The sequence below is a fragment of the Sphingobium sp. VMM genome (assembly GCF_056790315.1).
Window position 1 is genome coordinate 1 of record NZ_JBXGSI010000008.1, and the last position, 12,880, is coordinate 12,880.

Consider the following 12,880-nt stretch of genomic DNA (forward strand, 5'->3'; position numbering starts at 1 on the left):
GAGCAGATTCCGATCCGACTGCGTCGGCTCGACTGCTCTATCCTCCTGTTTCGACGCGTTTCCCGAGTCATCAGGTGATTCCACCTGATTGGAAAACGCTCTAGGCGACGCCCGGTCCTGATCGGATGCCGGTGATCCGCGCCAGCAATGCCATGACGCCCATCACGATCAGCGCGATCCAGGGCGATGCCATCATGATGATGCCGAGGCCGATATTCGCGCCGCCGGCAAAGTCGGCAAGATAGTCCTGCCGCAATTGCCAGACGGCAAAGGTCGCGAACAGCGCCGTCATGCTGATCGCCACCGCCCAGAGCCATCGCCGGGAACTGCCGATCAGCGCGAGTGCCAGCATGGGCAGCGCCGCGATGACGAAATGAAATAGGACGCCATCGGGCGCATCGATGAAGCCCAGGCGTCCGTTCGTGAAGGGCGTCCGTCCGACGACGATATCGGCCGCCACATTTTCGGCCAGCATGATGACGAGGCCGATGCCCAGCGCTGCACCGATCAGGAGCAGGCGGCGGCGTATCACCGTCCGAACTTCCGTGTCGTCTTCCCGAACCGTCCTTTCCGTGTGCCCGGCTTGCCCTCGGTCGCGCGGCCGCGTGGCGCCGCCACCTGCTGGTCCGCCGGCAGGCCCAGTTCCTCTGCCTCCAGCTTGCGGATCTCGTCACGGATGCGGCCGGCTTCCTCGAACTCCAGGTCCGCCGCCGCCGCGCGCATCTTCTTCTCCAGATCCTCGATATAGGCGCGCAGATTGTGGCCGACGAGATGCGGGCGATCCTCCAGCCCGGTCTCGACCGTGACCTGATCCTTGCTCGCGACATGGGCGATGATGTCGCCGATATTCTTCTTCACGGTGAAGGGCGTGATGCCATGCGCATCATTATAGGCCTGCTGCTTTTCGCGGCGGCGTGACGTCTCGTTGAGCGCGCGCTCCATGCTGCCCGTCACCCGGTCGGCATAGAGGATGACGCGGCCGTCGACATTGCGGGCGGCGCGGCCGATCGTCTGGATCAGCGATGTCTCGCTGCGCAAAAAGCCTTCCTTGTCCGCGTCGAGGATCGCCACCAGCCCGCATTCGGGAATGTCGAGCCCTTCGCGCAGCAGGTTGATGCCGATCAGCACGTCATAGACGCCCAGGCGAAGATCGCGGATCAGCTCGATACGCTCCAGCGTCTCGACGTCGCTATGCATGTAGCGGACCTTGATCCCCGCCTCATGCATGAATTCGGTCAGATCCTCGGCCATCCGCTTGGTGAGCGTGGTGACGAGCGTGCGGTATCCCTGCGCCGCGACCTTGCGGCATTCGTTGATCAGGTCGTCGACCTGGTCCTCGACCGGCTTGATCTCGACCGGCGGGTCGATGAGGCCGGTGGGGCGGATCACCTGCTCGCTGAACACGCCGCCGGTCTGCTCCATCTCCCACGGGCCGGGTGTCGCCGAGACGCTGACCGTCTGCGGCCGCATCGCGTCCCATTCGTTAAAGCGCAGCGGCCGGTTGTCGATGCAGCTCGGCAGGCGGAACCCATATTCGGCCAGCGTGATCTTGCGCCGATGGTCGCCCCGCGCCATCGCGCCGATCTGCGGCACGGTCTGATGGCTTTCGTCCACGAACAGCACCGCATTTTCGGGCAGATATTCGAACAAAGTCGGCGGCGGCTCGCCCGGCAAACGACCGGTCAGGAAGCGGCTGTAATTCTCGATCCCCGCACAGCTGCCGGTCGCCGCGATCATCTCCAGGTCGAAATTGGTGCGCTGTTCCAGCCGCTGCGCCTCCAGCAGCTTGCCCTCGGCCTCCAGTTCCTTCAGCCGCTCGGTCAACTCGAAGCGGATCGCCTCCATCGCCTGCTTCAGCGTCGGGCCGGGGGTCACATGGTGGCTGTTGGGAAAGACCTTCACATAATCGAGGCTGGCGACCTTCCTGCCGGACAGCGGATCGAACTCGACAATCTCCTCGATCTCGTCACCGAAGAAGCTGATGCGCCAGGCCGTATCCTCATAATGGGACGGGAAGATTTCCAGATTGTCGCCCTTCACGCGGAAATTGCCGCGCGCGAAACCGGCATCGTTGCGCTTATACTGCAGCGCCACCAGCTTGCGGATGATCTCGCGCTGGTCCTCGATCCCGCCCTTCTTCATGGAGAAGGTCATCGCCGAATAGGTTTCGACCGACCCGATACCGTACAGGCAGGAGACGGACGCAACGATGATGACATCGTCTCGCTCCAGCAGCGCACGGGTGGCCGAATGGCGCATCCGGTCGATGCTTTCGTTTACCGAGCTTTCCTTCTCGATATAGGTGTCCGACCGCGCGACATAGGCTTCGGGCTGATAATAGTCGTAATAGCTGACGAAATATTCGACCGCATTGTCGGGGAAGAAGCTCTTGAACTCGCCATAGAGCTGCGCCGCCAATATCTTGTTGGGCGCCAGGATCAGTGCCGGACGCTGCAACGCCTCGATCGTCTTGGCCATGGTGAAGGTCTTGCCCGAACCGGTGACGCCCAGCAGCACCTGATCCTTCTCGCCCTGCTTGGCCGCCGCCACCAGTTCGGCGATCGCTGTCGGCTGGTCGCCCGACGGTTCATAGTCGCTGACCAGGGTGAAGGGGCGTCCCCCCTCGCTCTTCTCCGGGCGCGCGGGCCGGTGCGGCACGAAGTCCTGGCCGGTTTCGGGTTCGTCAAGGCTGGTGCGGATCTGGATCGACATGGGCGTAATATGGGGCCTTTGGGCCAGGGCGCAATCCGCGCCCTGGCAAGTCAGGGCTGTAATTCGAACGCGCTCTTGGGCGGCGGCGGATAGACGACCGGCTTGTCGCCGAACCGCACCCGCAACGCGGCTTCGCGGCGCTCGCTATCGATAACTTCGACATCCACCTCTTCAGGATATCGGAAGCTGACATGAAATTTCTTCCCAGTGATCATATATTCCAACACCGACCAGCGCATGTTGGGGCCGTCGGGTTCCAGATACCAGGCTTCCCAAAGCATATCGCTGAGATTTGTGTCGCGCGGATTATAATAGCGAACGACGTCGCCTTCATCCTTGAAAACGCTGGGGCTTACCCACCCGTCTCCGATTTCCACATACAGAAACACGCCATCTGGATCGCCTCCGACCAAGCTGGCCAATTCTTGACCGATCTCGTTCATGAGCGGTCCCAGGGTATCGAGTTTATCGCTCATGACGCCGGCCTTTTCTTCGGTCATCGGTACGTCCCGCAGTCATGAACGTAACATCTAGCATCAATTTGAGAACAAAAAAAGAACGCATGGACGTTCATCAACGCCCCGCCACCCCGGATCGCAATAATCCCGATATCCAGACCCGCCGCCGCTTGCTAAGTCTGGGCCAGATAAAGGGTCGCTTCTGCCAAGACATGCCAGGGGAAGCCGGTGATGACCAAAGCCTTGACCAACGGCCTGCTGGCCTGCGCGCTCGCGGCGCTGGCCGGATGCAACAAGCCGGCCACCAGCCAGGACACACAGATCGCCGCGACCGACGCGATGAGCCATGGCGCGGCCGTCACGCAGATCGAGAAGGTGCAGCTCAAGCCCGGCCAGTGGGAAGGGCGCTTCGTGATGGAGCGGATCGACATGAGCGGCGGGGAGGCGATGCCCGCGGCGGCGCGTCAGCAGATGCAGCAGGCGATGAACCGCACCCTGCGTTATTGCGTCACGCCCGAGCAGGCCGCCCATCCCGACGGCCGCGCCTTTTCCGGCGATCCGGGCAAGGATTGCCGCTACAGCGACTTCGCCGTGCGCGGCGGCACGGTGAAGGGCAATGTCACCTGCCGCCGCGATAGCGGCACCAGGAGCATGACGATGGCCGGCATCTATGCGCCCGACAGCTATGCGGTGCAGATGGACATGCGGCAGACGGGCTTGCCCAATGGCGTCGAGATGGTGATGAAGGCAAGGTCGGAGGGCCGCTGGATCGGCCCGAACTGTTCGGAGGGTCAATGACGATGCGAACAATGCAACTCTTGTCGGCATTGCTGGCGCTGCTGCCGCTCCCACTTCAGGCACAACATCCGGTCGATGACGGCGGCGGCGACACGATCGTGGTCGACGGTCAGCGCCTGACCCGTCAGGAGGTGCGAGAGAGGGCATCCGGCTTCGTTCGCACCCTGGGCGTGGTTCAGGGTGATCGGGGCATCGCCCGCTGGATGGAGCCGGTCTGCCCCCAGGTCCGGGGGGTCGCGTCGGATATCGCCGGCCTTGTCGAAGCCAAGGTCCGCAAGATTGCGACCAGCATCGGCGCGCCCCTGGCCAAGGGGGAATGCGAAACCAATTTTCTGATCGTCTTTGTCGATGACGGACGGGAAATGGCCAGGCAGGTCGCAGCGCGCAAATCCAACACCATGTCCCAATTGCATGGGGCTGAACGGCGTGACGTCGAAAATGGCGATGCCCCGATCCGCTGGTGGTATACGATCGCTACGGGCAGCCGCACCGGAGGCAAGGCGGATTCCGTGGCGCCCTCTGCCAGTCTCGGCAATAGTGAGGGGGGTGGTTCCGCCCTCCCTGACGGTGTTCCTACCGTCAACGGCTTTTCCTCCAGCCTGATCCGGCCGATAGGAATTCGCTCGATCGATACCGCGACGATCCTGATCGACGTCAATCGCGCCGAAGGCATTTCGCTGACGGCCGCCGCCGCCTATGCAGCCTTTGTCGGCCTTGCCGAGGTGAAGGGACGGGCGGCACCGCCGGTGTCGTCGATCCTCAATATCATTGGCGACGGGGCGCAGGCTGGCGACCTGACCCTCTGGGACAACCAGTTTCTCGACCAGCTTTATGATCTGCCGCTCAACCGGTGGGGGCGAGTGCATCGGGGCTATCTGGTCCGGGCGATCGGTGAGGCTGAGGGCGAGGATGTCGAGGAAGGCGCAACCGGGCCGGTCGAGCCCTAATCCTGGCTGACTGGACACCCTGCTGGCTCTGCGCCCGGCCGCTCGGCGCGCGGATCGAATGGCATCATCCCGTGCCCAAGAGCCGGGGCGGGCGACAGATGGTGCCGGTGCATCCGATCTGCCACCGCACCATCCATGCCACCCTGTCCAACGCGGAGTTGGCGCGTGCCTATGCCGACGCCATGGCCTTGCGGAGCCATCCCGCCATCGCCCGTTTCCTCGCCTGGATCGCCGACAAGCCGGCCGATTTCCATGCGCCCACCCTGTCGGCCGGACGCCGACGGCGATGAAGGGACGGGCGCAACATTTCTACTTGCGCCCGCGCGCGCATCGGTAGAGCGTGCCGCCGTGGAACGAACGGGGAGAGGATATGCGTGACATTCTGACGCTGGGCGGCTTGCTGGCCACCAGCCTGACCCTTGCCGCCTGCGGCAGCGAACCGGCCGCTCCGCCCGCGCAGGAGGAGGAGGCCGCGCCGGCGATGATGAAGAGCGGGCAATGGACGCTCAGCCGCAAGACCACCGGCTACAACACCCCCACCGTCACGGCGGAGGAATATCAGGCCGCGCTCAAGCAGGTGAGCGAGGACAAGATCTGCATCAAGGTCGATGCCGCCGGCGTGCCCGACGCCGATGCGCTAGCCGGGGCGGAAGGCAGCGACTGCAGCTACAAGGACAAGATGGTGCGCAAGGGCCGGTTGATCGCGACCCTTGCCTGCAAGGCCGGCGCCGGCACCTCCGAAATCGTGGTCGAGGGCAATTTTACCGAGGATACGCTGACCTTCGGCACCACCATGACCAAGACGCAGGGCGGCAAGCCGGTGCTGCGCACCACCCACGACCTGTCCGGCAAGCGCGACGGCGACTGCCCGGCCTGACCGGCGGCGCCGATCCGGGTGGGCCTCAGTCCGCCCGGCGGGCCTGGGCGTGGATTTCCGCCCGCGACAGCAGCAGGTCCAAATCGGCGCGGCTGATGTCGAAATTGTCGGGCAGTTCGGCCAGCGCCTGGTCGATATCCTCCAGATGAAAGCCCGCCTCCGCGCGTATCTTTTCGGCGATCACTGGCGGCGCGACCGGCTGGTGCGGATAGCTGTGGCCCGACAGGCGGTGGAAGAAGAGGCCGAGGGACACCAGAGCGATCGAATTGATCCCGACCGGCGCAAAGGCGAAGGCATAGCCGGCATCATGAATGCCCTGGCTGCCGATCACCGCGGTCAGCGCGGCGGCGCCGCCGGGCGGATGCAGGCAGCGCAGCAGGCTCATCAATATTATCGCCAGGCCCACCGCCACGCCGGCCGCGACCATCATGTCGGGGATCAGCTGATAGGCGGCGACGCCGATCAGGCTGGACAGGATATTGCCGCCCACCACCGACCAGGGCTGGGCCAGCGGGCTCGCCGGCACGGCGAAGATCAGCACCGCCGACGCGCCCAGCGGCGCGACGATGATCGGCAGGTCGCCGGCATGCAGCGGCAACTGGCTGCACACCAATATGGTCAGGCTGATGCCGATCGCCGCGCCCAGGCCCGCGATCATCCGGTCGATCGGGCGGGCACCGGCCAGCAGCGGCTTGAAAAGATTCATTGCGGATATTCCTTTGGTGCAGCCCCATGCGCCGCCACGGGCGAAAAGGCCACCCCAGTTTTTCTTGGCCCCAATATCGCCCGGAGTCGCCCGAGGGCCGCTTATTCCAGCGCGTCGATCGCCCGCTGGTCGCAATGCCTGGCGCCGCGCGGCACCGGGCTGACATTGGGCACCAGCAGCGCCTGGCCGATCCGCACCGGGGCGAAGCGCTTTCGCTCTATCCCTTCGCAGCGCAGATATTGCTCCAGCATCCGCGGCGGCGTGTCGCGCTTCTCGTAGGAGAGGCGGAAGGTGCCCCAGTGGATCGGGATCGCGGTCGAAGCGCCCAGCCGCTCGAACAGTTCGACCGCGCGGCGCGGGCCGATATGCGCGTCCGATTCCATCTGCCCCGGCCAGAAGCGGAAAGCGCCGATCGGGATCAGCGCCAGACGGATCGGCCCGAACCGCGTCGCATCGCCGGTCCAGCCCATGTCGCCCGCGCCGGTGTCACCGGCAAAATAGATATTGCCCGCCCGCGTCTCGATCAGGAAGCTCGACCAGAGCGCCCGGTTGCGGTCGGTGAACCAGCGGCTGCTCCAATGATGGTTGCGCGTCGCATGGACCCGATAGTCCGGGCAATGCTCGTAATTCTCGCACTGGATCACCGCTTCGGGCACCAGTCCGTTCAACTGCGCGCCGGTCACCGACTGACCCCAGTCGAGCGCTACCGACGCGATGCCGTTCGCCTTCAATATCGTGTCATTGCCCAGCGCCGTGACGATCCTGGGCCGGTCGCGCTGCCACAATGCCTTCAGCGTCGGGATATCCAGATGGTCATAATGATTATGGCTGATGACGATCAGGTCGATCCTGGGCAGATCCTTCATCCTAATGCCCGGCTCCGCGACCCGTTTGGGGCCCAGCGGCGGAAAGGGGCTGGCATGGTCGGACCAGATCGGATCGGTCAATATGTTGATGCCCGCCGCCTGCACCAGCACGGTCGCATGGCCGACCCAGGTGGCGACCATGCCGCGCGGCGCGGCAAAGGGGGCGGGGCGCGCCGGTTTCACCGCCACCGCATCGGGCCAGTCGGGGCGATCGTCATTGCCCAGCAGCCAGCGGGCGATGAAGCCCTGGCGACTGGTGCCGGGCGGGGCGGGCATGTCGATCGCGCCATCGGGGTTGAACAAGCGGGCGCCGTCATAATGGCGGCTCGCCGGTCCCTCATAATAGATGCGGTCGAGGAAGGGCGGCACAATCACCGTCGCCAGACAGGCGGCGATCAGCAGGAACAGCAGCGCGACACCGACAGCCTTCATCATTGCAACCGCGCGCGCCATGCCTGCTCCCATGCCCGTCATCGCGCCGCCATAGCGGACCGGCGGGGCAGGGCAAGGCCTCCCTATTGACCCTGACCCATGTTGGCGAGTGCGCCATTCCCGGCCTCGGGCTCAAGGATAACCCCGATACCAACCGGCCCATCGCCGACCTAGCCTTGCGCCGTTCGTCTTCCCCGGTCTGACTCGCAGGAGCATCGCATGAGCAAAAAGCCGAATATTCTCATCATTTGGGGCGATGACGTCGGGATGTGGAATCTCAGCTGCTATCATCGCGGCATGATGGGCGGCTCGACCCCCAATATCGATCGCATCGCGAAGAAGGGCATGATCTTCATGGATCATTATGCCCAGGCCTCCTGCACCGCCGGCCGCGCCGCCTTCATCACCGGCCAATATCCGATCCGCGTCGGCCTCAGCACCGTCGGCCTCGCCGGCGCGCCGCAGGGCATGCAGAAGGAAGATCCCACGATCGCAGAACTGCTCAAGCCCCATGGCTATGCCACCGGCCAGTTCGGCAAGAACCATCTGGGCGACCGGGACGAGCATCTGCCGACCGCGCATGGCTTCGACGAATTTTTCGGCATCCTCTATCACCTCAATGCCGGCCAATATTCGGAAGAATATGATTATCCCAAGGATCCCGAAGTGGCGAAGGCCTTCGCCTGGCGCGGCGTGATCCACAGCAAGGCCGACGGCAAGGGGGGCCAGTCGATCGAGGACAAGGGGCCTTTCGGTTCCGAGCGGCAGAAGACGCTCGACAATGAATTCATGGTCGAATCCAAGCGCTTCATCACCGACGCGGTGAAGGCCGACAAGCCCTTCTTCGTCTGGCACAACACGACGCGCATGCATTACCAGACCCACCTGCCGCCCGAATATGACGGCGTCACCGGCTATGGTCTCTATGCCGACGGCGTGAAGCAGATGGACGATCATGTCGGCGAACTGCTCGACCTGCTCGAAGAACTGGGCGTGGCCGACGACACGTTCGTCATGTTCTCGACCGACAATGGCGCGGCCTCCAATTCGTGGCCCGATGGCGGCAACCAGCCCTTCCGCGGCGAAAAGGGCGTCGGCGGCTATGAAGGCGGCTTCCGCGTGCCCTGCGTCGTCAGCTGGCCCGGCCATGTGCAGGAAAATGTCGCCACTGGCGAGTTCATGGCGATGGAGGACTGGATGCCCACCATCCTGTCCGCGCTGGGCGAGCCGGAGCTCAAGGATGAACTGCTCAAGGGCAAGACCATCGGCAGCGTGACCTACAAGGTCCATCTCGACGGCTATGACCAGACCGAATTGCTCAGCGGCAAGGGCAAGTCGAAGCGCAAGGATTTCTACTATTTCACGGAAACCACGCTGCACGGCCTGCGCTATGGCGACTGGAAGTTCCTGTTCAAGACGCAGGACAAATGGTTCAACGGCATTCAGGAAAATCTGAACACGCCGCTCATCACCAATTTGAAGCTCGATCCGTTCGAGCGTTTCCATGAAGCGCGCGGCTTCGACGAGTGGCAGGAAAACCGATCCTGGACGCTGGCGCCGGCCACCGCGTAGATCGCAAAATTCATGAAGTCGCTTCAGGAATATCCGCCGCGCATCAAGAGCCTAGATTTCGATCTGGATGCGATGGTGGCGGACGCATCGGCCTCGCAAGCGCGCTGATCGCGACAGGCATGAAGCGGATGCCGCAGGGGCCCAAACTGCGGCATCCGATGGTTCGGCAGATAGGGGTGCGTGCCATGAATGATCTGAGTTTCGTCCTGGTCATCTTCTTCGTCACATTAGGACCGATCAAGGTGATCGCCGCCTTTGCCCAGTTGACCAGCCAGTTGCCCGATGGGGAGCGGCGCGCGCTGGCGCTCCGGTCGACCCTGATCGCCACGGCCGTCGGCTTCCTCATCCTGTTCATCGGCGACAATCTGCGCCAGAATTGGCAGATCGCATCGCCCGATCTGTTGCTGACCGGCGGCGTGCTGCTGCTGATCGGCGCGCTGGAGGCGGTCAAGAATGCGCAGCACGCCCCTGCGCCCGATGCGCCGCCGACCTCGGCCAAGGGGCTGGCCATGTCGCCGGTGACCTTCCCGATCATCATCACGCCCTATGGTATCGTGGCGCTGCTGCTGTTCGCGGCCGTGGCTGGCGATACCCGGACCTTCCTGACCGGCGTGTTCGGGATTTTCCTGGGCATGATGGTGGCCGATTTTCTGGCGATGATCTTTGCCCGCCAGTTGCTGGGCTTCATCCACGCCGGAACGCTGATGGCGTTCGGCTGGATGATCGCGGTGCTGCAGGCGGCGCTGGCGATCCACGCGATCATGTCGGGCCTGCAGCAATATGGCGTCGTGCCCGGATCGCTTCCCGTCGTCCCTTGATGCGACGGGGTGGCGGATCAGGCGCCGGCCGGCCCTGATCCGCCCCTTTTTGCGTGTTATGGCTGCAGCATGTCGGGCTTGCGCTTCGCCAGGTCGACCAGCGCCGCCGGCCGCCATTCGGGCAGCTTGTGCCAGCGTTCGATCGCCGCATCGGACAGGGCTTCATTGGTCCGCCCGGCGTCATGCGGCACGTCGATCGCACGCTCGCCCGATCCGAACAGGCGATAGAAGAAGGTCTGGGATTCGCTGACCGGGCCCAGCGGATCGGGATGGTGCGGCGGGAAACCGGGCGGCACCAGCCCGAACGGATCATCCACCGCCAGTCCCGCGAGCCGCGCGCGCGCCACCATCCATTCCAGTGCGATATCCGACAGGGCGGAATCGGGATTGCCGCCGCCGACATCGGCATGGCAGCCGGGGAACCAGCATTGCTCGACATGCTGGCCTGCGCCCTGCCCCTCGGGGATCGTCCACAATGTCGGCAGGAACGGCTTGCGATGCTCGTCGATCGCCACCGCATGAAAGGCGAAGGCGACGCTCGATGACAGGTCGGTGTCGTGAAATTCCCGGTTCACCCGGAACAGATGCTTCAATATCCCCTGGAACAAGGTGTTGGGCACGCCCAGCGACCCGACCGTGTCCCACACGCCGACGCACCGGATCGGCGTGCCGTCGGACCAGGCATAGCTTTGCCGGAACAGGCGCGACGCCTCCGATCGTGGCGCGCGGGTTCCGTCGCGCGAACGATAGAGCGCGAAGGCATCGGGGATCAGGCTTTCATGCTCGGGCCGTAATATGCCGGAATTGCGCACGAAACCGGCCAGCGACCGGGCGGTATAGGCGCCCCGGCTGAAGCCGAAGAAATAAAGCTGGTCGCCCGGCTGATAGGTGCGCACCAGCCAGGCATAGCAGGACAGCAGGATGCGGCTGATGCCATAGCCGGTGGCCCCGTCGATCAGCCGCTTGGTCCGCGACGCCATCGACCCGATGCCATTATGATAGAAGACGCGCTGCGCCGTGCCGTCCTCCGCCATCGCGGGGATCAGGCTTGCCAGCTTCACCACATTGGTCGGGCAGGGCTTGCCCTGCTCATTATGGTCGGGCTCGTTCCAGGTGCCGTCGCAACAGACCACGATGCGCTTCATCCGTGCCTCCCCATCGGCAGGAAAATGGCCGCCCTGCTCTATCGGGCGGGCGGCCATGGTCGCTGCGGGGCAGCCTCTTTTATAGGAGGAAACGGACGCGCGGGGCGGCGCGGATCAGCCCTGATCCTTATAGGCCATTTGCAAGATGCCCCAATGACGCCCGCGCACATGGATGGAGGCGATTACCTGCTTCAGCAGGATGACCTCGCCCTCGGCGGTCAGGCGGCGATAGGCCTTGATGCAGAAGGGTTCGGTGATCTTGCACTGCTCGCGCGTGTCGGGGAAATCGAACACCACGCCCTGGCGCGAAAATTCCGCATTCCATTTCTCGTCGCCCGGCCGCTGGGGCAGCGCGCGTTCCGGCATGGCGATCGCGCCGAAGCTGTTGCGATCGGTGAAGGTCATGCCGAACAAGCCCTTGTAGCCGCGCGCCACTTCCTGCTGCGCGCGCGCCTCGGCCTGCATGATCGGCTGGATCGGATGGGTGAATTGCGGCGGATTGGTGCCGCGGATCGGCGCATAATATTCGCTGAAGACATCGGCCTCGCCGATGCGGCCGTCATCCAGCGCCTGCTCGATTGCATGGCCCACCGCCTGCGCGGCGGTCAGGCTGAACCGGATATAGGGCGAATCGGGAATGTCGACGCCGCTCTCCGCCAGATATTGCAGCAGCATGTTGGTATCGTCGCTGGCGATCGACACCCGGCCAGACAGCCGTTGCAGGCCGTCGGCATTGTCGCCCGACGTGCTCGACAGCGCAGACAGGCCGGTGCGGATCTCGCTGGCGGAACCGACCATGGAGGCGATCCGCTCGGCCACCGCCTCGCTGTTGCTCGACAGGCCCTGCATCAGCGATCCCAGCCGGTCGACCAGCGCCTCGATATTCTTGGTGTCGGACAGCGCCGTGCGCGCGGTCTGCGCGCCATGGGTGATGCTGTCCAGCATGCCGCCGGCCTCGCTGGTCAGCGCGCCGATCGACCGCTCGATCGTCTGGGTCGCGCTCGCCGTTTCCTGCGCCAGCTTCTTCACTTCGGCCGCGACCACGGCAAAGCCGCGCCCCGCGTCGCCGGCCCGTGCCGCCTCGATCGTCGCGTTGAGCGCGAGCAGATTGGTCTGGCTGGCGATGCCGCTGATCACGCTGGTGACATGGGCGACGGTCTTGAGCGCCTCGCCAAAGCCGTCAAGGCGCGCATGGATGCGGCTCACCTGTTCGATCAGGTCGACGAAATTGCCGTTCGCGGTCGACAGCTGCCGTCCCGAATCATCGATGATCGCGCGGGCGGCGACCGCCTTCTCGCGCGCGTCCTGGCCGACCAGCGACACGCTTTCGCCGTCGCGCGACAATTGCGACGCGGCGCCGCTGATCGCCTCGATCGTGCGCGCCTGCTGCGTCACCCGGTCCGCGAGTTCGCTGATGTCTGCCTGAAGGTCGAGCGTACGGATACCCAGGTCGCCGGATAATTTGGCGACCTTCATTACCGCTCGTGCGACGGTTCCCGATTGCGTTTCTGTGCCCACGGCAACTGGCTAGCCATGGATGGTAAAATAT

At 64.3% G+C, this 12,880-nt stretch carries 13 protein-coding genes; 6 read left to right on the forward strand and 7 right to left on the reverse strand.

Annotated features, from left to right (window positions below):
* Nucleotides 1-100: 100 nt before the first annotated feature.
* The 3 genes from ACUCV3_RS11630 to ACUCV3_RS11640 are packed head-to-tail and all read right to left on the reverse strand — an operon-like array spanning nt 101 to nt 3,212.
* The gene (locus ACUCV3_RS11630; RefSeq protein ID WP_279729620.1) at nt 101-532 is read right to left on the reverse strand and encodes a hypothetical protein; all 432 of its coding nucleotides are present in this window, start codon (nt 530-532) and stop codon (nt 101-103) included.
* The gene (gene uvrB, locus ACUCV3_RS11635; protein ID WP_048936254.1) at nt 529-2,712 is read right to left on the reverse strand and encodes an excinuclease ABC subunit UvrB; all 2,184 of its coding nucleotides are present in this window, start codon (nt 2,710-2,712) and stop codon (nt 529-531) included. The genes ACUCV3_RS11630 and uvrB overlap by 4 nt, the downstream gene beginning before the upstream one ends.
* A gap of 50 nt (nt 2,713-2,762) precedes the next feature.
* Nucleotides 2,763-3,212, reverse strand: coding sequence for a hypothetical protein (locus ACUCV3_RS11640; protein ID WP_279729619.1), 450 nt, complete (start codon nt 3,210-3,212; stop codon nt 2,763-2,765).
* 189 nt (nt 3,213-3,401) lie between these two features.
* On the opposite strand from ACUCV3_RS11640, the gene ACUCV3_RS11645 reads away from it, so the two are divergent.
* From ACUCV3_RS11645 to ACUCV3_RS11660, 4 genes are all read left to right on the forward strand, one after another.
* A complete protein-coding gene (locus tag ACUCV3_RS11645; protein ID WP_482240643.1) occupies nt 3,402-3,968 on the forward strand; it encodes a DUF3617 domain-containing protein in 567 nt (188 codons plus the stop codon).
* Complete coding sequence (locus ACUCV3_RS11650) at nt 3,965-4,915, forward strand: hypothetical protein (RefSeq protein WP_482240644.1); 951 nt, start codon at nt 3,965-3,967, stop codon at nt 4,913-4,915. The genes ACUCV3_RS11645 and ACUCV3_RS11650 overlap by 4 nt, the downstream gene beginning before the upstream one ends.
* A complete protein-coding gene (locus ACUCV3_RS11655; protein ID WP_375284681.1) occupies nt 4,915-5,205 on the forward strand; it encodes an HNH endonuclease in 291 nt (96 codons plus the stop codon). The genes ACUCV3_RS11650 and ACUCV3_RS11655 overlap by 1 nt, the downstream gene beginning before the upstream one ends.
* Before the next feature lie 80 nt (nt 5,206-5,285).
* Nucleotides 5,286-5,792, forward strand: a complete 507-nt coding sequence (locus tag ACUCV3_RS11660) for a DUF3617 domain-containing protein (protein WP_004209910.1) — start codon at nt 5,286-5,288, stop codon at nt 5,790-5,792.
* A gap of 25 nt (nt 5,793-5,817) precedes the next feature.
* Here ACUCV3_RS11660 and ACUCV3_RS11665 read toward each other — a convergent pair whose 3' ends face one another.
* Both ACUCV3_RS11665 and ACUCV3_RS11670 read right to left on the reverse strand, forming a co-directional pair.
* On the reverse strand, nt 5,818-6,498 hold the full coding sequence (locus tag ACUCV3_RS11665; RefSeq protein ID WP_048936258.1) for an HPP family protein: 681 nt from the start codon (nt 6,496-6,498) through the stop codon (nt 5,818-5,820).
* A 101-nt stretch (nt 6,499-6,599) separates the two neighbouring features.
* Complete coding sequence (locus ACUCV3_RS11670) at nt 6,600-7,817, reverse strand: MBL fold metallo-hydrolase (protein ID WP_279729622.1); 1,218 nt, start codon at nt 7,815-7,817, stop codon at nt 6,600-6,602.
* Between the two features lie 198 nt (nt 7,818-8,015).
* On the opposite strand from ACUCV3_RS11670, the gene ACUCV3_RS11675 reads away from it, so the two are divergent.
* Both ACUCV3_RS11675 and ACUCV3_RS11680 read left to right on the forward strand, forming a co-directional pair.
* Nucleotides 8,016-9,368 carry an arylsulfatase gene (locus ACUCV3_RS11675; protein ID WP_279729616.1) on the forward strand — a complete coding sequence of 451 codons (1,353 nt, stop codon included), beginning with the start codon at nt 8,016-8,018 and terminating at the stop codon, nt 9,366-9,368.
* Between the two features lie 185 nt (nt 9,369-9,553).
* Nucleotides 9,554-10,186: a MarC family protein gene (locus tag ACUCV3_RS11680; RefSeq protein ID WP_048936442.1), complete on the forward strand. Its 633-nt coding sequence runs from the start codon at nt 9,554-9,556 to the stop codon at nt 10,184-10,186.
* Between the two features lie 56 nt (nt 10,187-10,242).
* Here the strand turns inward: ACUCV3_RS11680 and ACUCV3_RS11685 are convergent, their stop codons facing one another.
* Nucleotides 10,243-11,331, reverse strand: coding sequence for a T6SS phospholipase effector Tle1-like catalytic domain-containing protein (locus ACUCV3_RS11685; RefSeq protein WP_048936261.1), 1,089 nt, complete (start codon nt 11,329-11,331; stop codon nt 10,243-10,245).
* Nucleotides 11,332-11,445: 114 nt separating this feature from the next.
* Nucleotides 11,446-12,807 carry a methyl-accepting chemotaxis protein gene (locus ACUCV3_RS11690; protein ID WP_048936262.1) on the reverse strand — a complete coding sequence of 454 codons (1,362 nt, stop codon included), beginning with the start codon at nt 12,805-12,807 and terminating at the stop codon, nt 11,446-11,448.
* Nucleotides 12,808-12,880 lie beyond the last annotated feature (73 nt).